Below are 18586 nucleotides of genomic sequence, written 5' to 3'. Positions count from 1 at the left end.
CGGCGCAATCGCGTCGCCTCTTCCGTCTTGCCGCTGGCCTCGTGCTAGCTCCCGAGGAGAGTGGACGGATGTCTCCCAAGATTTCCGCAATTGGCCGCTGGCTGCATGCCCGGGCAGAGAACCTGCTTGCCGCTATGCTGGCAATCATGTTCATCGTTTTCATCCTGCAGATCGTGTTCCGCTATGTGCTGAACCTGCCGATTGGCTGGACACATGAAATTAGCGTCATCATGTGGCTCTGGATGGTGCTGTTCGGCACGGCCTTTGTCGTGCGCGACAACGAAGAAATTCGTTTTGATCTGTTTTATGGCGCGGCTAGGCCCGGGGTGAAGCGTGTGATGGTGTTGATCACCTCGCTCACGTTGGTGGTGCTCTTTACCTTCTCGCTGCCAGCGGTGATCGACTACATCTTGTTTATGAAGGTGGAAAAGACCGCCTATCTCAAGATCCGCTTTGACTATCTCTATTCCATCTACGGGATTTTTGCCGTCGCGATGATCGTACGCCAGCTCTATGTAGCGTGGCAGGCTGCCTTTGGGCGCCTCGCGGGTGACGCTGATCCAACCAAGGTGAGCTCGGGCATATGACCACGATTTCTCTGGCCTTTGGCATTGCGCTGGGCCTGATCACGCTCCTCGCCTTTCTCGGCCTGCCGATGGGTGTGTCGATGATCTGCGGCTCACTGGTCTATCTCTTCATGCGCGGCCAGGATCCCGGCATTGTCGCTGAGCAATTCCTCAACGGCATGTACTCCAACTACATCATGTTGGCGGTGCCGCTGTTCATTCTTGCCGCCGAGATTATGAATTCAGGCACGCTGTCTGACCGCTTGCTCAAGTGGTGTGACGCGCTCGTCGGTCGCTTCCGAGGCGGTCTGGCGCAGGTGAACGTGCTGCAATCGATTGTCTTTGCGGGCATGTCAGGCTCGGCCGTGGCCGATGCTGCAGGCTCTGGCAAGATGATGCAGCACATGATGACCAAGGACAATAAATACACCCCGTCCTATGCTGCAGCGCTGACCGCTGTCACTGCGGTTATTGGACCGATCATTCCCCCGTCCATTCCTATGGTTCTCTATGCCTTGGTGGCAGATACCTCCATTGGCTATCTGTTCCTGGGCGGCGTGGTGCCGGGCCTGATCATGGCTGGCTTTATGATGGTGCTTATCGCCATCACCGCGCGGATGAAGAACTTCCCTGTTGAGCCGCCAGTGCCCTTGCGCCAACTGCCGAAGATGACATGGGAAGCACTGCCGGTGCTGATGATGCCCGTAGTTCTGATGTACGGCATTTATGGTGGCGTAACGACGCCAACCGAGGCTGCAGCAGTGGCCGCGGCCTATGCGCTGCTTGTCTCCGTGGTCTTTTATCGCGCCGTCAAAATGCCGGAGCTTTACCAATCGCTGCTGACGAGCGCCAAAACCACAGCCTCCATAGGCATGCTGATCGCTGGGGCGCTGGTGTTCAATTATGTTGTTACCATCGAGAATATCCCCCGCACCATCAGCGCCATTTTGCTGTCTTGGGATATGGACCCGATCACCTTCCTGATCGTCGTCAACATCCTCCTGCTGCTGTTGGGCTGTGTTCTTGAAGGCACGACCATTCTTCTGGTGATCGTTCCAGTTCTGATCCCCGCAGCGCAGGCACTGGGCATCGACATGGTCCACTTTGGCGTCGTTGCCGTGGTCAATATCATGCTCGGACTAATCACCCCGCCCTACGGCCTTTTACTGTTCATCATGACGCGAATAGCCAAAACCCCGATGCGGGCTTTGATCAGCGATGTCATGCCCTTCCTTTGGGTTTTGATTGGCGCGCTGATCCTCTTCACATTCGTGCCGGATACGGTGCTGTGGTTGCCGAAGATGTTCGGATACCAAGGGGTCTCGCTATGAAGCCGCTCTATATTCTGAACGGTCCCAACCTTAATCGCCTCGGGAAGCGCGAGCCGCATATTTATGGCACGACGACGCTCGCCGAAGTCGAGGAGATGTGTCGGCAGGCGGCAGGTCAGCGCCCTGTTGTCTTTCACCAGACCAATAGTGAAGAACAGCTGATCAACTGGGTGCATGAGGCCATCGACGAAGGGGCCGGGATTCTTATCAATCCCGCCGCCTTCACCTTCACCTCACTGGCGCTGCTTGATGCGCTCAAGATGTTTGAAGGCCCGGTGATCGAACTCCATATCTCCAACATTCACAAGCGCGAACCGATCTACCACCGCTCCTATGTTTCCATGCGGGCCGACGCGGTGATCGCCGGACTTGGAGCACGGGGCTACGCCGTGGCGACAGCAGCCATCCTCGACATTTTGGATGAGCGCGCGAGCTAGGACTAATCCTATATCAGGGCCTTGAGGGAAAATTCTCTCTGGCCAAAGTCGTCAGTGTGGCACCTTCTTTGGGGGCGGGGATAAGTCCTCGCCCCTGCCCTATTTTGCGTCAGCCCAAGTCTGCCGAATGAAGCTGGCGCTTTCGGCAAAGAGTGTTTCGTGATCAGGGAAGAGCGGGCGCCAGACGCGGGTGGCGGCGGCTATGCCAGGCAGACCGGCACCAAAGGCTTCAAGGGTGAGCCAGCCGTCATAGCCCGATGCGCGTATCGTGTTGAAAATATGAGCAAAGTCGATGTGACCGCGACCGGGAATGCCACGATCATTTTCTGAAACATGGACGATGCCGACATGGGGCGCGACGGTTTGAAAGGCAGCAACTTGGTTGCCGTCTTCGATATTGGCGTGGAAGGTGTCGTACATGATCCTGAAGGCGGGATGGTCCACACGAAGCGCGTAATCGCGGCACTGGGTGGTGGTGTTGAGGAAATAGGTCTCGAAGCGATTAAGCGGCTCAAGACTTATGAAAAGACCATTATTTTCAGCGCGTTGCGCGAGATCGCGATGCGCTTCAACGCCGTAGTTGAGTTCGCTTTCGGTGGGACCGGAGCCGGTGAAGTGACCGATGGGCGCGTGCATGGGCCCACCTAGGCTTTGCGCGCCCAGAGCAATGGCGCAATCGAGCGCCCAATTGAGGTGAGCGCGGCCTTTGGCGCGGGTTTCTGGGTCTGCCGCAATGGGGCTGACATCGGGCGTTGGCACGATAGCTGTGGCGCAACGCTCTAAGCCAATGGCGTCAAGCTGGCGACCGAGCCACGCGTAATGGTCGGGCTCGCCGGAGAGGATGGGGATTTCGACGCCGTCATAACCCAGAGCCTTCAGGCGGCGCAGAATGGGCAGGTGATCCTCTGTCACGAAATCGGTTAGACAGAGCAGGTTAATGCCGAGCTTCATAAGTCCTCCAAAACCGTCCTCCAACGGTTTGGGCACTATGCGACCAAGAAATTGGTTCGGCTAGTCGCCTGTGATGGATATGGGGATTTTGCCATGGACGCCTGGGGCGGGCATGAACAACGGAAAAGGGACTGTGACGTAAGGGCTTAGCGCGTTTGTGCTGGCGCATTTCGAGGGGAAATGCGGGAGACTACAGGCGTGAAATTGCTGGGGCGTTTGAGTGGCCTCAATGGGCCAATTATTGGCTTTTGGCCAGCCTTTATGGGCTCCCGGCGCGGCATGGTCACCGCGCCGAGGGGTTTTTGGCAGAAATGTGCCTCTTAGCGTGCGTCGAGAATATTGCCTTCGGCTTTGCCGAGGGTTTCCATCATCTTTTCGGCAAAGCTGGCGTCGTAAACGTCGCTGGCCGGGATTTCCTTCACTTCGGCAAAATCAGCGGTCGAGTAGGCATAGGCGACGGTCTTGTCGAGGCTCTCTGGGTTCATACAGCCATTGACGCACCAACGGCGGACGTTGATCTCGGCAGTCGACTTGATCGCTTCTGGGGTCAGGTCTTCGCGGGCTGCGGAGATCGCATCGATCCAGATTTGCGGATCCTGCTGCATGGTGCGCGATGCATCGGCGAGAGCATTGGTGAAGCGCTGAAGGGCTTCACGCTTGCCTTCAAGGGTCGGCTCCAGAGCGGCGACGAATTTGGACTGGCCAGGCGAGCGCTTGGCGAACTCGTCGGCATCGACCAGAACGTGGACGCCTTCAGTGCCAGCGATGGACTGATAGGTGCCGAAGGAGACGGTGGTCGCATCGACACGGCCGACGGCCAGGGCCTGAACGCGAATGTCTGGCGCGCCAATGGCGACGAAATCTGGACCGTCAATGTCGACGCCGAAGCTGTCGATCACAGCACGCGAGAGGTTGTAGTCCAAGCTGCCGTTATCGGCGACGGCGTAGCTACGGCCAACGAGCTGTTCAACGGAGGTGATGTCGGTCTTGGTGGCGATGAGGAAGGGGTTGCCGAGGGCAACGGAGGTGAAGCCCTTGATGGCGACATCATTTTCCGCGCGGAGGCGAACCGCTGCGTCGATGGAGATGTCGGCGATGTCGACTGCGCCCGAGTTCAGTGCTGCAACCGCCTGTGGCGTGCCATCAAGCGCGACGATCTCAACCTTTACGCCGTGCTTTTCGTAAAAGCCCAGAGTGTCGGCAAGACGATAGACCGATGCCGTGGTGGGGTTGAAGTTGACGTCGGCAGTGCCGAGCGCCAGCTTGAGCTCGAGCATGTCGGCAGGCTGGGCGAAGGCACCAGTCATGGCAGTGGCACTGGCAAGGGTGAAGGCAGCAGCGGCTAGAATAGAACGGCGGGTAAGAGACATCGGATTTTCTCTGCTTCTCGTTGGTTCAATGATTTCGGGCAAACAAGTCGATTGGGGCGAAGTCGGATTTCAGGATTTCTGAGGTGTTTTCGTAGCCCATCCACCCATTGATCAGGGTCGAGTAGATGCGCCGGAAGTCGGTGGTGTATTTGAGGTTGCCGTCGTCGAGATCGGTCAGGCTCGGCATGGCGCCGTATTGACCGCCCTTAACACCCTTGCCGATGACGAAGGCAGGACCGGCGGTGCCATGATCGGTGCCGAGGCTGGTGTTTTCACCGACGCGACGGCCGAATTCAGAAAAGACCATGACGACAACATCGTCGCCGCGGCCAATGCGCTCCATGTCTTCAACGAAACCGGCAATGTGATCTGAGGTGTAGGACCACAGACGCGCATGCAGATCGGACTGATAGACGTGGGTATCAAAGGCGTTGTTCCGATAGGGAACGTAGTAGACCTTGGTCGGGAAATCGGCAGCGATGAGAGCGGCAACGCGCTCTAGGCCGAAGGGGATGAGGCCGTAATCCACCGGGGTCTCATAAGACGAGCAAGCGTCGCGGACCAATTGCTCGGATGAGTTGGCGCTGGCAGCAATGTCGAGCAGGAATTGCTCGGAGGCATTGGTCGAGCCATTGCCATAGTTGCGGTCGAGCGCGGCAATGGCAGCGTGTTCTTCGTCGAGCAGGCGACGAGTGAAATTGTCCGGATTGTTGAAGACCAGCGGCACGTGATGCATGGAGCGCACGGCGAGCGACTGGCTGTCGTCGATGTTGACGAGGAAATTGGTCGAGTGACCCTGCGGGTCGATGGCATCTGCCATGCGGCCAAGCCAGCCATAAGCTTCGCCAGAGTTCGGTGCGCCGGTCTGCCAGAAGGCCATGGACGAGAAGTGCGAGAACGAGGGCTGGTCATAACCAACGCCGTTCACAATGCTCATATTGCCGTCTTTGTAGAGACGCTCAAAGCCGGTCATGGTGCGCTGGAAGCCGATGTGATCGTCGATCTTGAGCAACTTTTCTTTGCGAATGCCGAGATTGGGGCGCGCGCGATAATAGGCGTCGTCGGCATAGGGCACGACGGTGTTGAGACCGTCATTTCCGCCGGAGAGTTCGACGATCACCAGAATACGATCATTGGCCTGAGCGTCGGCGACTTTGGAGAACACGGGCGAGGTGGTGATGCCCCCTGCCCCGTTCATGACCATAGAGGAATAGCCCTGCTCGATCAGGTTGAGCTTTTCGGTATTGGAGAGTTTTGGAGTTTTGGCCATGGTCAAAAATTCCTCACGCCAGCTGATATTGGGGCGCGCTCATAATCATGTGCGCGACAAGGCGGAGGCCGTATTCCATATAGGTCTGGGCTTCGAGAAGAGAGGTGGTGCCAAGCTCGGCGTCGAGCGTGTCGATAAGGGCTTGGCGGGCCGGCGGGGCGATCGGCACACGCAGGAGGCGCACAAGCAGATGATCGACTGCCGCTTCGGTGGTTTCAGCGCCGGCTGCGAGAACCAGCTGCGACAGCGAGAAGTTTGCGGCAAAGCGGGGCGTTGGTTTTAAGCGGCGGAGCGCTTCGTTATAGCCCTGAAGGCTGGCGTAACGCGTGTTGAAGGCTTCCTGAATGCCAGCGGTCGCGCTGGGGGATGCCCCCTCTTCCAAAGTGGCTTTGGTGATTTCCATGCCAGCATTGATATTGGCGTTGACGCGGCGCACTTCAGCGCCGGGATTGTAGAGCGGATCACGGAATTCGATGATGTTGGGGAACATCACTTCCTTGGCAAAATTACCGCGCTCGAAGAGCAGGCCCGGGGTCATCCAAGAGCGACCGGAACCCCAACCCGCAACGGTGGGCGGATAGAGCGGCACCTGGCCCAAGGACTTGGTGACGGACACAGGATCGGGAATGGTGGGCAGTTCAGCCAGACCGAGCTTGCGATAAGTCGAGACAAGAAGCTCGACGGGCGATTTGATGTGGGTGCCAACGGAAGGCTGGCTATAAAAATCTTCGGAGAGGAACAGCTCTTCGAGGAAGGCCGAGATGTCGTAATTGAGCGCTTGCATCAGTGCGCCAAGCTCTTCGGCAAAGGCGGGGCTGAGGTCTTCGCGCACGAAGAAGCGGTAGAGCTTGGAGGCGATATAGATGCCGGTTTGGCGCTGGGTGAGAATGATGCGCAGGATATCGTCGCCGTTGAAAGCGCCGGTGTAGCCAAGGAAGTTCTTTTCGCCACCGTCATGCTTGGCGCGATCGAAGACGAATTTCAGATCGTCATTGCCCCAGCCAGTGAAGGCACGGGCGGCTTCGCGGATATCGTCTTCCGAGTAATGGCCGACGCCCATGGTGAAGAGCTCCATGACCTCACGGCCAAAGTTCTCATTGGGGGCGCCTTTGACGTTTTGCGCAGCATCGAGAAACACCAGCATGGCTGGATCTTTGGAGATGGCGTTGAGCAGATCGCCGAAATTGCCAGCGGCATGGGTGCGCAGGGTTTCGAGATAGAGCGCGATTTTGCGGACGTCGCGGAGCTTTTCCTCGGAGACGGCGAAATGGCCGTGCCAGAACAGGGTGAGCTTTTCTTCGAGCGGCGCGGAAGTGCGCACCATGCGATCAAGCCACCACATGGAGAGACGGCGCGTTTCGAGCGTCGTGGCGCGGAGCCAATAGAAGAACCGGTTGGTGACGGGTTGAAGCGGACGGGACCCTGCGGGCTTGACCTTAACGCCCATAGCCTCGCCGGTGCGCTCAGCCCCTTCGGTGGCGGCAGGACGGCTGACCGGGAACTGGACGAGACTATCGTCCCAGATGTCGGAGGCTTCGAAAGTGGGCAGAGCCACATTCACCGAATAGGAGTGGTAACCCACCAGACTACGGACGGCACAGACAGGGTCTAAGGCGGCGAGGCGATCGATTTCTGCCGGAGTGCCACCGAAACCCGCGCGTTCAAGCAGATGGGCTGCAGTTTCCCGCGTCCAATGCGCTGGACTAATGGGGGCAAGGCGTTCCGTACAAGGCGTAGTCATGGCAGTTCCTAAGCCGCCGGAACACGCTTTCGCGCAAAGAAATCTCCGACGTGGAAATTACTCACCATCAATCGCCGCCCGCTTCACTCTATGCGTGCTATTGGAAAAGCTTATGCCGCTAAGCTATGGCAGTTCCTTGGGAAAAGCGCCGGACAATTCCTCAAGCTTTGTGCCCTCTTTGGCCATGTCCTGAATGCGCTGCCAAATGCTGGAGCGATAGGCGGCGAACTGGGGATAAGTGCGAGGGTCTTGCGCGAAACGCGGCTCGGGCAGATCGACATTAATGACGCTATCGACGCGACCGGGGCGCGGCTTCAGCAGCACAATGCGCTGGGAGAGCAGAATGGCTTCTTCGATGTCGTGGGTGACAAAGACGATGGTCGTCTTGCGACGGGCCCACATTTCGTAAAGCTCGCGGCGGAGAACTTCACGGGTGATGGCATCGAGCGCGGCGAAGGGTTCGTCCATAAGAAGAACTTTTGGCTCAACCGCCAAAGCGCGGGCGAGACCAACGCGCTGCTGCATGCCGCCGGAGAGTTCGTGAGCAAAGGCCTGAGCGAAATCGCGGAGGCCGACGGCCCCGAGCAAGGCATCGGCGCGCTGGCGACGTTCGGTTTTGCCCATGCCCCGCAGCTCGAGCACGAACTCGATATTGCCGCTGACAGTGAGCCACGGCAGGAGGCGCGCGGATTGGAACACCATGGCCAGATCGGGACCGGGCTCTGGCGCTTGGCCAAGCGAGATGACCTCGCCATGGTCAACATCAATCAGGCCATTGATGACGCGCAGAAGCGTGGTCTTGCCGCAACCGGAGGGGCCGACAAGGGACAGAAACTCGCCCTCAGCAACGTCGAAGGAGACGTCCTGCAGCGCGGTCACTTCGCCGTTTTTGAATGTCTTGGTGATTTTTTTGACGGAAATAATCGGGGCGCGGCTCATGAGGCTTCTCCCTGCGCAACGCGCCAGCGGCCAAGGCGGCGCTCGATATAGCGCAAGAGCGCAGTCAGCGCTGTGCCCAGCGCCATGAGCACCAGAACAACAGCAAAATAACGATCCATCTGGAAGCGATTGCCGGCTTGCGCCAAGAGACCGCCGAGGCCGGACTGGGCCATGGTCAGCTCGGCGATGACCGTGCCGACCGTGGAGATAGCCGCGCCAATGCGCAGGCCGCTGAGAATAGAGGGCAGCGCATCGGGGACCATGACGCGCCAGAACAGGGTCGCCTTTTTGGCACCGAAGGCGCGGCCCATTTCCACCAGATCCTTGTTGGCATTGGAAATGCCAGCGGCGGTGTTGATGAGAATGGGGAAGAGCGCAGCGTTCCACACCACCACAATCTTGGCTTCGGTGTAGAGGCCGAACCAAACGATGATCAGCGGGATGAAGGCTGCGCCGGGGGTGGAGTTCAGCGCGTTGACGAAAGGATCGAAAACGCGGGCCAGAATCCGGTTACCACCCAGCAGCACGCCGAGCAGAATGCCGCTGACCGCAGAGAGCAGAAAGCCCAAACCAATCACCGTGACCGACTCGCCCAGAGCCTTGAGCATGGTGCCATCGGACCACAGGCGAATGCTCTGATTGAGCACATCGGTGGGCTTGGGCATGACCAGTTTGCCAGCGACAGCATTGAGGGCGAACATGCCCAGAATAATCGCCAAACCCACCAGAATCTGGAGGCCGAAGACGGCCGAACCGGAGAGCTGGCCCGGCTTTCGCGGGGTGGTTTTGGAGGGTGTAGTAGGCCTAAGGCTCATCCGACTAGTGCCGATCAGACTGAAAGTTTGCGCATCTGTCGCATGAGAGCTATCGACGCGGGGACCCTTTGCGCTTTAACGGAAAGCCAGCAAAGATGCTACACGCTGCTTCGGCGCTGTCCGAAGTCAATTCGAGGAGAGTGACCCTGAGCACGCGCGATCTAACGCTACACCAGCTAAAAATATTCTGGGCTGTCGCGCAATCGAAGACGCTGACGAAGGCGGCAAAACAGCTTGGCCTGACCCAGCCCTCGCTCTCCCAGCAGCTGGCAAAGCTCGAAACAAATACAGGCACTTTGCTGTTTGAACGGCGCGCTAGCGAAATGGCGCTGACGGAGGCTGGTGGCTATCTATTGCCTAAGGTGGAGCATCTGTTGCGCACCCTAGGCGAGGTCGAAGACGGGCTGCAGCAGTTTCAAGACGGCAAGCGCATGACCGTCGGCATTGCCGGGGTGAACTCGCTGTTGCGGGTGTTGCTGCCGCAGGCCTTAGCCGACATGCAGGACAGCGGCCATGCGCTGGATTTTGATATTTTGGAAGCCGCGCCCAATGAAGTGCTCGAATATCTTTATGCGCGCCGGGTGAAAATCGGGCTGTTGGCGGCGAACTCGGTGGCGGAAGCCGGGGTGGGCTTTGTGCAGGTGCCGCTTCTGGAAGACCCCTATGTGCTGGCGGTGCCGAGCAGCCTCAAGCTGGAGGCAACGCGGTCCATCGATGACCTCAGCGCTGAGCAGCAGGCACAGCTCAACCGGGCCATTCAATTTTCCTTTGGCACGCAGCACACCAACCAAAGCATTGATTGGTATGATCGGGTTTTGCCGGACCACCACATCACTGCTCGGTGCCGGAGCTTTGAGACAGCCATGGCGCTGGTGAGCGCGGGCAATGGCGTGTGCCTGACCCCGCTGATGGTGGCGCATGGATTGGATCGAAGCGGGGTGACGTTCTATCGGTTCCCCAACCAGATCCGCCGCATCGTAGCGCTGGTGCCGACGCAATATATGCGCGCCGAACCCTATGCGAGCCTAATTGGGGCGCTGGAAACAACGGCGAAGGGGTATCAGGCACCTGAGACAGTGGGCGCGCCGGAATGGCTGGTGGCGCGGGCGCTGGGATGAGATGGGGGGGCAATGCCCCCTCTCCCCATTCCCGCCGTTCCCTGCTAAACGGCCTCGAAGCAAAACTCTCTTCTTCTACGAGGCACTGATGATTGAACCTGGCGCGGATTTTAAAGAGAATTTGGGCCTGCTCCCGGCTATCGACGGGGTGACGCGGATTGAGTTGGTGGATGGTGCGGGCGCAGTTGTGGCGACCATTGAAAATGCGCCGGGTAAGCAAGGCTCGCTCAAGGTTTATCAGTATCTGCAGCAGGAATTTGGTGCGCTGAACGTGGCTGCCGCCGAGCATGGCTTGCTGGTTTTTGGTGAACACACCGAAGACGCCTGCAACAATCCGGGCGCGCACCCCAATATCGACCGCCTGATCGACGTAGTCTCTTCGGGCGACGCGCTCACAATCAATGTGATTGCTGCCTGAGTTTTAACGGCAAAAGCAATTGGGACGCCCCGAGTTATGCTTGGGGCGTTTTTGTTTGAGCCGGATTGCGCAAGCCATTCACAATGCTCAGATTTAGCATTGAACCCGGGTGTTGCAGGAGCAGTTGTCACCAAAAACTGCGCAGCTGCGTTACAGCTTGGCTTTGACCTCGCTGCGGAAACGTGGCAACGCCCGGACAAGTAACAAAGAGATAAGGCCCATTTCCATGACGGCCAATGCTGTGACTGTGGACCATGTCGTTGCCCGCTATGGCGACCACACAGTGCTCAAAGACGTCAGCCTGACCATTCCGCGCGGCGCCAGCTATGCGTTGCTCGGGCCCAATGGCGCGGGCAAGACCACGCTGGTGAGCATTTTGTGCACGCTGCGCCGCCCCGAGGCGGGCTCGGCGAGCATTGCCGGGTTCGACGTGGTCAAGCAATCGGCCAAGGCGAGACGCTCGCTGGGCGTGGTGTTTCAGGATTCGAGCCTCGACGACCGGTTGAGCGCTTGGGAGAACCTTGATTTCCACGGACGCGTGTATGGGCTCTCGCCCAAGGAGCGCAAGCAACGCAGCGCTGAAGTGCTGGCGCTGGTCGAACTGACCGAATGGGAAGACGACATTGTGCGCAATTTCTCGGGCGGGATGCGGCGGCGGCTCGAGATCGCGCGGGCGCTGATGCACAATCCGGAAATTCTGTTTTTGGATGAGCCGACGGTTGGGCTCGACGCGCAGACGCGCAATCGAATTTGGCTCTATTTGGACAAGCTGCGCGCCGAGCGCGGGCTGACCGTGCTGACCACGACCCACTATATCGAGGAAGTGGAAAGCGCTGACCTCGTGTGTGTCATCGACCATGGCGAGATTATCGCCAAGGGCACACCGGGCGAATTGAAGGCCCAATATGGCCGGCGCTGGTTGCAGGTGATGCCCAAGAGCGAGGCCGTTGGGCAAGCGATTTTGGGCAGCTATGCCGGTGGGCAGACCATGGCCGATGGGCGGATAATGCTGCCGGCCGACGACAAGGGCGCGGTTGACGCGTTCCTGGCGCAGTATCAGGGCGATCTCGCCAGCATCCACTTCCAGGACCCATCGCTGGAAAGCGTGTTCCTGTCGCTGACCGGGCGCGCGTTGCGCGACACAGCCGAGGGCAAGCGTGACGCAGAAAAGGCCGCTGGCCGCCGAGGGGGCAGACGATGAGTTCAACGGCAATGATCTGGCTGCGCGGCGTGCATGGCGTGTGGCTGCGCGAAATTTTGCGGGCAACGCGTGACCGGGGGCAGATGATCGGGGGCGTGAGCCGACCCCTCATTTGGCTGCTTATTCTTGGCGTGGGGCTGAACCCCTATTTCCGCGGCGAGGTCTATGGGGAGGTGCGCTATGTCATCCCCTATACCTATCTGCAGTTCCTGTTCCCGGCCGTGATCGTGCTGAACATCATGTACACCTCGATCCAGTTCGCGGTGTCGGTGATCTGGGATCGAGAGTTTGGGTTTCTGCGCGAGGTGCTGGTCTCGCCCCTGCCCCGGCCGCTGATCCTCTTGGGCAAGGTTTTGGGCGGGGCGACGATTGCCACCCTGCATGGCGCGATCGTGCTTATTCTGGCGCGATTTGCCGATGTGACGCTGGGCGTCGATCAGGTGCTGCTGGCGCTGTTTTTGATGTTCTCGCTATCGTTCGGGCTGACGTGCTTTGGCGTGGTGCTTGCGGGCAAGGTGCGCAGCTTTGAAGGCTTTGGGGTGTTCTCCAACACCATCATCCTGCCGCTCTACTTCACCTCATCCTCGGTGTTCCCGCTTGATCCGGCGCTGACGCGCACGCAGACGGCGGTGATGTATCCGGAATGGCTGGTGTTTCTGGTGCAGATCAACCCCGTGACCTATGCGGTTGATATGTTGCGCGGCGTGTTGATCAACTTCAATCAGTTCCCCGCCTATATCGGGCCGACGATGACGGCATGTATGGCCGTGGGCTTCTTCCTGCTCGCGCTTTGGGACTTTGGCCGCAAATGAGGCGCAAGGGCCGAAACCGCTGGCTGAGCACGGCCATCAATATTGGCATTATCGTTGTCGGGCTGACGGCGGTGAGCTTTCTGCCAGCGGACACCTCGCTCAAGGAGCGGCGCGACGCGGGCTTTATCAAGCTGTGCGTGCCACCAGCCTTCCCGCCGCTGGTGACGGGCAATCCGGAAGCGCCGGGCTATGACATCGAGCTGATGCAGATGATCGCCGACCGCATGGGATTGCGGCTGGTGGTGAATACGCTCGCCTCGATCGGCGCGGATTTTAACCCACGCAATTGGCTGCTGACCCGCGCGCAATGCGACGTGATCGCAGGAGGCGTTGCCGATAGCGAACACACCCGCGGCTATTTGCAGACGATTCCAACCGACGCTGTGACGGGCTGGGTGCTGGTCGCGCGCGATGGAACCACACCTGTCGCAGGCGACTCGGTTGCGGTTTTGCCGGGCACATCTGGGCTAAATCGCCTCGCCGTCTCGGGTTGGCTGCGTGAGAGTGGATTTAAGGCAAAACCCGCGCGAAATAGTGAACAGTTTAAGGCGGAACTCCTTTCAGGTGCTGTCAGTTTTGGTGTCACGGAGCGGTTTATAGCCGCATCCGCAAACCTCGAAGATGCTGACTTCTCACTGTTCTGGCTTCCCGAACAGTCCGTTCAACTCACCGTGACAGCCATTGGCATGTGGAAAGGCGACCAAACCCTAAAGTCCGAAATTATTCACTCATTATCGGAAGTTAAGGCCTCAAAAGCCTACGAACTCCTAAGGGAAAGATATCAGATTGATGGGGAAATCGGTCGACTTGGATCATAAGTTTCTATTGATCTTACCGATAGGAGAAACCTATACCTCCTTAGGCCTTTAAACGTTCAAACGACCGGATGTTTGCTGGCTTCACGCTCCCACGGCTGTACGACGCTCTGCCGCACGACCGTATCAAATAACCAAAGCAACTTTGGTTGCTCCACCTCACCTTGTTGGGAGGGTAATCGTGACTCGAACCTCTAAGCGGCTCACTGCCGCTATGGTGGCATTCACCGCCTTTGCAGGCGTAGCGAATGCTGCTGGCTTCACCGCAGAACAAGCAGCCGCTGGTAAGATCGTTTATGACCAGCAGTGCGCTGCATGTCATGGCCGTCAGCTTGAAGGCCCGGACGCTCCAGGCCTTTTCGGCATGGACGTTATGCAGAACTGGGATTCTGCAGGCGGTCTTTATGACTTCATCGCTGTTGCTATGCCGCCATCTGGCGCTGGCACCCTCGGCGACGAAGCCTATCTGAACATCGTTGCATACATCATGGAATTCAACGGCGCAGAGCCGGGCGATGAACCGATGGTTGCCGACGAAGATCTGCTCTACGCGATCTCGCTTCAGGCAGAAGTTGAAGCTGGCTTGGCTAACCGCCCTGCAGCAGCAGCTAGCGAAGTTGCCGCGCCGGCAACGGGTCCAGCCGTTCCGCAGGCTTACACTTGGGGCAAGCAGCTCCCGGGTGGTGCTGAACCAGCTGCACCGGCCGCTCCAGCAGCGCCGTCCGTGCCGCAGGCATTCACTTTCGGCAAAACCCTGCCGGTTGCTAACTGATCTAAGAATTCCGGGCACACAGACTATGTGCCACGTGAAGGAGCATCTTATGAAATCGAACGTCCTCAAGAGCATGCTGATCGCCTCGACGGCTTTCGTTGCTGTTGCTAGCCCGAGCTTTGCTCAGAACGTGATCGAAGGCTACGAGCCGGTCACTGCTGAAATGCTGCTCAACCCACCAGCTGAAGAATGGCTGATGTGGCGCGGTAACTACGAAAACCACGGTCACTCCAAGCTCGACAAGATCAACAAGGACACCGTTGGTGATCTGGAACTCGCTTGGGCATGGCCAATGGCTGTTGCTGGCATCCAGGAAACTGCACCGTTGATCCACGACGGCATCATGTTCCTCCAGACCAACAACGCTATCGTTGAAGCGCTCGACGCGAAGACCGGCGAACTGATCTGGAAGTACACCCACGCTGCTGCGGAAATCCCAGCAACTTGGTCGTACCAGGCCAACCAAGCACGTCGTCAGAAGAACTCGATCGCCCTCTACGGCGACAAGGTTATCCTGACCACTCCAGACGCGAAGATCGTTGTGCTGAACGCAGCAGACGGTAAGGTCGCATGGGAAAAGCAGGTTCTCGATTACAACCTCGGCTATTCCTACACCATCGGTCCAGTCATCGCTGACGGCAAGATCATCTCGGCTATCTCGGGTTGCTCGATCGCCGGCACCGCTGGCGGCTGCTACATCATGGCTCACGACGTTGAGACCGGTGATGAGCTGTGGCGCTTCAACACCATCAACGATCCAAACAACCCAGAGCAGCAGGCTTCTTGGGGCGACGTTCCACCAGAAAACCGTTGGGGCGGTACGCCTTGGGCAACTGGCGCATACGACGCTGAAACCAACACCACCTACTGGGGTGTCGGTATGCCTGGCCCATACGCAGAACTCATCCGTGGTTCGGGCGATGGCGACGTGCTCTACACCAACTCGACCCTCGCTATCGATGCTTCGACCGGCGAACTGAAGTGGTACTACTCGCACCTGCCACGCGATAACTGGGACCTTGACGCTCCGTTCGAACGTATCCTGGTTGACCAGGAAGTCGACGGCGTAACGCACAAGATGGTTGTCTCCGTACCAGGCAAGATCGGTATCGCATGGGGTCTCGACCGCGACACCGGTAAGTACCTCTGGTCCAAGGAAACCGTTGTTCAGAACGTTGTTTCCTCGATCGACGCAGACGGCAAGGTCAACATCAACGAAGACCTCGTGTTCTCGTCCGTTGGCGAAACCCACATGATCTGTACCTCGGTTTCCGGTGGTAAGCTGTGGCAGGCTGCTTCGTACAACCCAGACAACGCATCGTTCTTCATTCCGCTGAACGAAGCTTGCAACACCGTTGCTCCGACCCAGACTGAATTCACCGCGGGTAACGCTGTTGGCGCAGTTAAGTTCGGCCCACGCGTTCTGCCAGAAGGCATCACCGAAGCTGGTCTGGTTCAGGCTCTGACCGTTTCGCCAACTGCTGGCGAAGACAAGTGGAAGGTCCGTTCGCGTCCATCCATCACCTCGTCGGTTCTCTCGACCGCAGGTGGCCTCGTGTTCGGTGGTGACGCTGGTCGTTACCTCAAGGCATGGGATCAGGAAACCGGTGAAGAAGTTTGGTCGCAGCGTCTGAACGCTCCGATCGGCGGCTACCCAGCTACCTATGAAATCGACGGCGAACAGTACCTCGTTATCCCAACCGGTTACTCGAACTCGGCTTCGTCGATCTCGTCGGCTCACCCGGAAGTTTCGCTTCCAACCGGTACCGGCAACTCGATCTTCGTTTACAAGCTGGCAAAGAAGTAATTTGCTGACTGTGCGATTTGGAAAAGGGGCTTCGGCCCCTTTTCTCGTTTATAGGAGAGCCAAATGATCCGCATGACCGCCGCAGCCCTCGCCACCGCCTTGCTGGCAGGCACAGCATTTGCTCAGACAGGCATTCCGCAGGAGCTGTACGACAATACCCGCCGCGTTGCAGGCGATAGCCTGACCGCATGTTTCGACATGACCAGCCAGGCCCGTCAGTTCGATGATGCCATCGCCCGTGCCATTGGCGACGCCCTGTTCCTCGAGGTCAAAACTCTCGAAGGCTTTGGCGGCTTCCCCCTCAATGGTGAAGGCTTTATCGACGAGCTGTCGCTGGCGATGAACAATGACTGCGATATTTTCATGGGCATTTCGGTTTCGGTGAACTCGCCGATATCGGAAGCTTTTGCGATCACCCGTCCCTACGCTTCAGTACCCTTCGTACTCGCCGTCAAAGACACCGACTATCAGAGCCTTGCGGACATTCCCAAGGACGTGCGCCTTGGCACAGCTATGGCCAGCCTTGGTGAACTCAATCTGATCAACTGGAACTTGCAGCAGGCAGAAGATCAGCGTTGGCGCCGCCTGCCCTATGCCGACCCGAATTTGATGGCCACACGCGTTCTCGATGACACCATTGGTGGCATGATCCTGTGGCAACCCGTTTTGGCCAAAATGCAGCGTGAGCGCGAAGACACCAAGGCCCTGCGGATTATCGGCTCAACGCCTTTGCCAGAAAGCGTGGTGCATATTGGCGCGCTGGTCAGCAGCCGCAATACGTTCCTACGGGATCAGGTCGATCAGGCAATTGACGCTCTCGTCGCCGATGGCACGATCGCCGCGATTATGGACGAGTTCGGATATACCGGCCACGCCGGGGAATAGTTCCTAGAGCCGCGACAGGAAGGGCAAGGTGTAGCTGGCAAGATTGGGCACAATCCCCACCACCAAGGCGATGATCACCAAGCCCACGCCCAGCGGCTCATGACGCAGGAGGCGCTTTTCGCGCTCCGGCCAGAGTGCCGTCCAGATAGAGCCCATCGCGAGACCCGGGATGGGCAGCAGGTTCAAGAGAATTGAACCGGCGGCAAGCAGCTGGAATTGCTGCAGGATGAGAATTACAGCGTAGCCACCCGTGCGCGGCAGCATCAGCGCCACGCTGCGCAGCCAATCGGCAATCGGAATAAAGAGCGCAACAGCCACAAGGCTCAGCACGACCGCCGCGATTACCCCACCAAGGCCGAAGCGATTGGCGGAGGCGCGCATGCGCATAGAGCGCGGCCATGTCAGCGCAAAGAGCGCGCCAATAACGGCACCCCAGACAGAGAGCTGCGCAAAGGGATTGGGCGTCAGGCGGCCTTCATTCTGCGGACGACGATCACCCATAAGGCGCGCAAAGAGGGCGAGGAAGAACCCCTGCAGGGCGACGAAAATCAGCACGCCCGCAACGCGCGAGAGCAGAGTTTCAAGACTGAGTTCGCGTAACAAGGCCATTGATCGCACTCCCATGTTACCGCCGAACCATAAGATCAGCGCTGCCCATATCCACCCATAGGTGTTCGCATAAGTCAGTGCCGAGCGACAAGCAAAGCGCGCGTGAAATAGCCGATTTATGGGGAGTTAGAGGATCGGAGCCATGCTCAACGATCAAAACGCTTGCGAGCAAGCGAAGAGGGCGCGGGCGACGAAACGCCGCCCGAACCCAACAACAGTTTACTTAACCATTGCTGCCATTGCTGCGAAGGCGTCTGCCGACTTCTTCGGCATCTTTGCAGCAGTGATGTCAGCAAGGTTTGCTGGTGCGTCGCCAACGACGATCAGACCAACCATGCCCATGCCCAGGTGCGGAAGGCACTTGTAAGCATATGCGCCTTCAACGTCGAAGGTTACGGTGATTTCTTCGTTCAGCTTGCCCTTGAATGGGGTAGCGCCTTCAGGAATCAGATCCTTGATCGATTCAGCGTTGTGCGACTTGTCGGTTGGGATGAAGGTTACCGAGTCACCAACTTCGATCTGCAGGAAAGCAGGCTCGAAAACCATTGGAGTGCCGTCAGTGCCCTTGTTGAGCATCTTAACTTCGTAGTTAGCGGCAGAAGCTGCTGCGATGGTCATAGCAGTTGCCAAACCAGCGAAAGCGATCGTGCGGAGAAGGTTCATTTGTCTCACCAAAAAAGCGCGTAATCCGGCAGGGGGCGCCAGTACGCAGTTGAACGCGGAGTATTC

Annotated in this window: 19 protein-coding genes; 11 read left to right on the top strand and 8 right to left on the bottom strand. The window is 58.3% G+C overall.

Annotated elements, in window-relative coordinates; genetic code table 11:
* Window positions 1–68 precede the first annotated feature (68 nt).
* The 3 genes from HKD40_RS05735 to HKD40_RS05725 are packed head-to-tail and all read left to right on the top strand — an operon-like array spanning window position 69 to window position 2334.
* Window positions 69–587, top strand: a complete 519-nt coding sequence (locus HKD40_RS05735) for a TRAP transporter small permease subunit (RefSeq protein WP_169194766.1) — start codon at window positions 69–71, stop codon at window positions 585–587.
* Window positions 584–1897 carry a TRAP transporter large permease gene (locus tag HKD40_RS05730; RefSeq protein ID WP_169194765.1) on the top strand — a complete coding sequence of 438 codons (1314 nt, stop codon included), beginning with the start codon at window positions 584–586 and terminating at the stop codon, window positions 1895–1897. Before HKD40_RS05735 ends, HKD40_RS05730 begins: the two co-directional genes overlap by 4 nt.
* Window positions 1894–2334, top strand: coding sequence for a type II 3-dehydroquinate dehydratase (locus HKD40_RS05725; protein ID WP_169194764.1), 441 nt, complete (start codon window positions 1894–1896; stop codon window positions 2332–2334). Before HKD40_RS05730 ends, HKD40_RS05725 begins: the two co-directional genes overlap by 4 nt.
* A gap of 99 nt (window positions 2335–2433) precedes the next feature.
* Here HKD40_RS05725 and HKD40_RS05720 read toward each other — a convergent pair whose 3' ends face one another.
* From HKD40_RS05720 to HKD40_RS05695, 6 genes are all read right to left on the bottom strand, one after another.
* Entirely contained in the window at window positions 2434–3285 is an 852-nt protein-coding gene (locus tag HKD40_RS05720; RefSeq protein WP_169194763.1) for a sugar phosphate isomerase/epimerase family protein, read from the bottom strand.
* 320 nt (window positions 3286–3605) lie between these two features.
* On the bottom strand, window positions 3606–4655 hold the full coding sequence (locus HKD40_RS05715) for an ABC transporter substrate-binding protein (RefSeq protein WP_169194762.1): 1050 nt from the start codon (window positions 4653–4655) through the stop codon (window positions 3606–3608).
* 25 nt (window positions 4656–4680) lie between these two features.
* A complete protein-coding gene (locus HKD40_RS05710) occupies window positions 4681–5925 on the bottom strand; it encodes a DUF1501 domain-containing protein (RefSeq protein WP_169194761.1) in 1245 nt (414 codons plus the stop codon).
* 13 nt (window positions 5926–5938) lie between these two features.
* Window positions 5939–7666 carry a DUF1800 domain-containing protein gene (locus tag HKD40_RS05705; protein ID WP_169194760.1) on the bottom strand — a complete coding sequence of 576 codons (1728 nt, stop codon included), beginning with the start codon at window positions 7664–7666 and terminating at the stop codon, window positions 5939–5941.
* Between the two features lie 123 nt (window positions 7667–7789).
* Window positions 7790–8605 carry an ABC transporter ATP-binding protein gene (locus HKD40_RS05700; RefSeq protein WP_169194759.1) on the bottom strand — a complete coding sequence of 272 codons (816 nt, stop codon included), beginning with the start codon at window positions 8603–8605 and terminating at the stop codon, window positions 7790–7792.
* On the bottom strand, window positions 8602–9420 hold the full coding sequence (locus HKD40_RS05695; protein ID WP_169194758.1) for an ABC transporter permease: 819 nt from the start codon (window positions 9418–9420) through the stop codon (window positions 8602–8604). The genes HKD40_RS05700 and HKD40_RS05695 overlap by 4 nt, the downstream gene beginning before the upstream one ends.
* Before the next feature lie 140 nt (window positions 9421–9560).
* Here HKD40_RS05695 and HKD40_RS05690 point away from each other — a divergent pair, with 140 nt between their 5' ends.
* The 8 genes from HKD40_RS05690 to HKD40_RS05655 all read left to right on the top strand — a co-directional run bounded on the left by HKD40_RS05690 (window position 9561) and on the right by HKD40_RS05655 (window position 17248).
* A complete protein-coding gene (locus tag HKD40_RS05690; protein ID WP_169194757.1) occupies window positions 9561–10538 on the top strand; it encodes a LysR family transcriptional regulator in 978 nt (325 codons plus the stop codon).
* 88 nt (window positions 10539–10626) lie between these two features.
* The gene (locus HKD40_RS05685) at window positions 10627–10956 is read left to right on the top strand and encodes a DUF2322 family protein (RefSeq protein WP_169194756.1); all 330 of its coding nucleotides are present in this window, start codon (window positions 10627–10629) and stop codon (window positions 10954–10956) included.
* Window positions 10957–11182: 226 nt separating this feature from the next.
* Window positions 11183–12157, top strand: coding sequence for an ATP-binding cassette domain-containing protein (locus HKD40_RS05680; RefSeq protein ID WP_169194755.1), 975 nt, complete (start codon window positions 11183–11185; stop codon window positions 12155–12157).
* Window positions 12154–12969, top strand: a complete 816-nt coding sequence (locus HKD40_RS05675) for an ABC transporter permease (protein WP_248305919.1) — start codon at window positions 12154–12156, stop codon at window positions 12967–12969. The genes HKD40_RS05680 and HKD40_RS05675 overlap by 4 nt, the downstream gene beginning before the upstream one ends.
* Entirely contained in the window at window positions 12966–13787 is an 822-nt protein-coding gene (locus HKD40_RS05670) for a transporter substrate-binding domain-containing protein (RefSeq protein ID WP_169194754.1), read from the top strand. Before HKD40_RS05675 ends, HKD40_RS05670 begins: the two co-directional genes overlap by 4 nt.
* A 178-nt stretch (window positions 13788–13965) precedes the next feature.
* Entirely contained in the window at window positions 13966–14556 is a 591-nt protein-coding gene (locus HKD40_RS05665; RefSeq protein ID WP_169194753.1) for a c-type cytochrome, read from the top strand.
* A 49-nt stretch (window positions 14557–14605) separates the two neighbouring features.
* On the top strand, window positions 14606–16363 hold the full coding sequence (locus HKD40_RS05660; RefSeq protein ID WP_169194752.1) for a PQQ-binding-like beta-propeller repeat protein: 1758 nt from the start codon (window positions 14606–14608) through the stop codon (window positions 16361–16363).
* 63 nt (window positions 16364–16426) lie between these two features.
* Window positions 16427–17248, top strand: a complete 822-nt coding sequence (locus tag HKD40_RS05655; RefSeq protein ID WP_169194751.1) for a transporter substrate-binding domain-containing protein — start codon at window positions 16427–16429, stop codon at window positions 17246–17248.
* A gap of 3 nt (window positions 17249–17251) precedes the next feature.
* Here HKD40_RS05655 and HKD40_RS05650 read toward each other — a convergent pair whose 3' ends face one another.
* Window positions 17252–17857 carry a hypothetical protein gene (locus HKD40_RS05650; RefSeq protein ID WP_169194750.1) on the bottom strand — a complete coding sequence of 202 codons (606 nt, stop codon included), beginning with the start codon at window positions 17855–17857 and terminating at the stop codon, window positions 17252–17254.
* Window positions 17858–18076: 219 nt separating this feature from the next.
* Window positions 18077–18520: a pseudoazurin gene (locus tag HKD40_RS05645; protein ID WP_169194749.1), complete on the bottom strand. Its 444-nt coding sequence runs from the start codon at window positions 18518–18520 to the stop codon at window positions 18077–18079.
* Window positions 18521–18586: the final 66 nt, after the last annotated feature.

The sequence above is a fragment of the Devosia sp. MC1541 genome, assembly GCF_012847305.1.
Taxonomy (GTDB): Bacteria; Pseudomonadota; Alphaproteobacteria; order Rhizobiales; family Devosiaceae; genus Devosia.
This window is presented reverse-complemented; position numbering and strand designations above follow the sequence as displayed.

What these genes read in the sequence shown, in the direction of transcription:
- HKD40_RS05735 (WP_169194766.1), top strand. Translation starts at nt 69, where the DNA reads ATGTCTCCCAAGATTTCCGCAATTGGCCGCTGGCTGCATGCCCGGGCA.
- HKD40_RS05720 (WP_169194763.1), bottom strand. Translation starts at nt 3,285, where the DNA reads ATGAAGCTCGGCATTAACCTGCTCTGTCTAACCGATTTCGTGACAGAG.
- HKD40_RS05695 (WP_169194758.1), bottom strand. Translation starts at nt 9,420, where the DNA reads ATGAGCCTTAGGCCTACTACACCCTCCAAAACCACCCCGCGAAAGCCG.
- HKD40_RS05670 (WP_169194754.1), top strand. Translation starts at nt 12,966, where the DNA reads ATGAGGCGCAAGGGCCGAAACCGCTGGCTGAGCACGGCCATCAATATT.
- HKD40_RS05685 (WP_169194756.1), top strand. Translation starts at nt 10,627, where the DNA reads ATGATTGAACCTGGCGCGGATTTTAAAGAGAATTTGGGCCTGCTCCCG.
- HKD40_RS05650 (WP_169194750.1), bottom strand. Translation starts at nt 17,857, where the DNA reads ATGGCCTTGTTACGCGAACTCAGTCTTGAAACTCTGCTCTCGCGCGTT.
- HKD40_RS05710 (WP_169194761.1), bottom strand. Translation starts at nt 5,925, where the DNA reads ATGGCCAAAACTCCAAAACTCTCCAATACCGAAAAGCTCAACCTGATC.
- HKD40_RS05730 (WP_169194765.1), top strand. Translation starts at nt 584, where the DNA reads ATGACCACGATTTCTCTGGCCTTTGGCATTGCGCTGGGCCTGATCACG.
- HKD40_RS05655 (WP_169194751.1), top strand. Translation starts at nt 16,427, where the DNA reads ATGATCCGCATGACCGCCGCAGCCCTCGCCACCGCCTTGCTGGCAGGC.
- HKD40_RS05715 (WP_169194762.1), bottom strand. Translation starts at nt 4,655, where the DNA reads ATGTCTCTTACCCGCCGTTCTATTCTAGCCGCTGCTGCCTTCACCCTT.
- HKD40_RS05705 (WP_169194760.1), bottom strand. Translation starts at nt 7,666, where the DNA reads ATGACTACGCCTTGTACGGAACGCCTTGCCCCCATTAGTCCAGCGCAT.
- HKD40_RS05700 (WP_169194759.1), bottom strand. Translation starts at nt 8,605, where the DNA reads ATGAGCCGCGCCCCGATTATTTCCGTCAAAAAAATCACCAAGACATTC.
- HKD40_RS05675 (WP_248305919.1), top strand. Translation starts at nt 12,154, where the DNA reads ATGAGTTCAACGGCAATGATCTGGCTGCGCGGCGTGCATGGCGTGTGG.
- HKD40_RS05725 (WP_169194764.1), top strand. Translation starts at nt 1,894, where the DNA reads ATGAAGCCGCTCTATATTCTGAACGGTCCCAACCTTAATCGCCTCGGG.
- HKD40_RS05645 (WP_169194749.1), bottom strand. Translation starts at nt 18,520, where the DNA reads ATGAACCTTCTCCGCACGATCGCTTTCGCTGGTTTGGCAACTGCTATG.
- HKD40_RS05660 (WP_169194752.1), top strand. Translation starts at nt 14,606, where the DNA reads ATGAAATCGAACGTCCTCAAGAGCATGCTGATCGCCTCGACGGCTTTC.
- HKD40_RS05680 (WP_169194755.1), top strand. Translation starts at nt 11,183, where the DNA reads ATGACGGCCAATGCTGTGACTGTGGACCATGTCGTTGCCCGCTATGGC.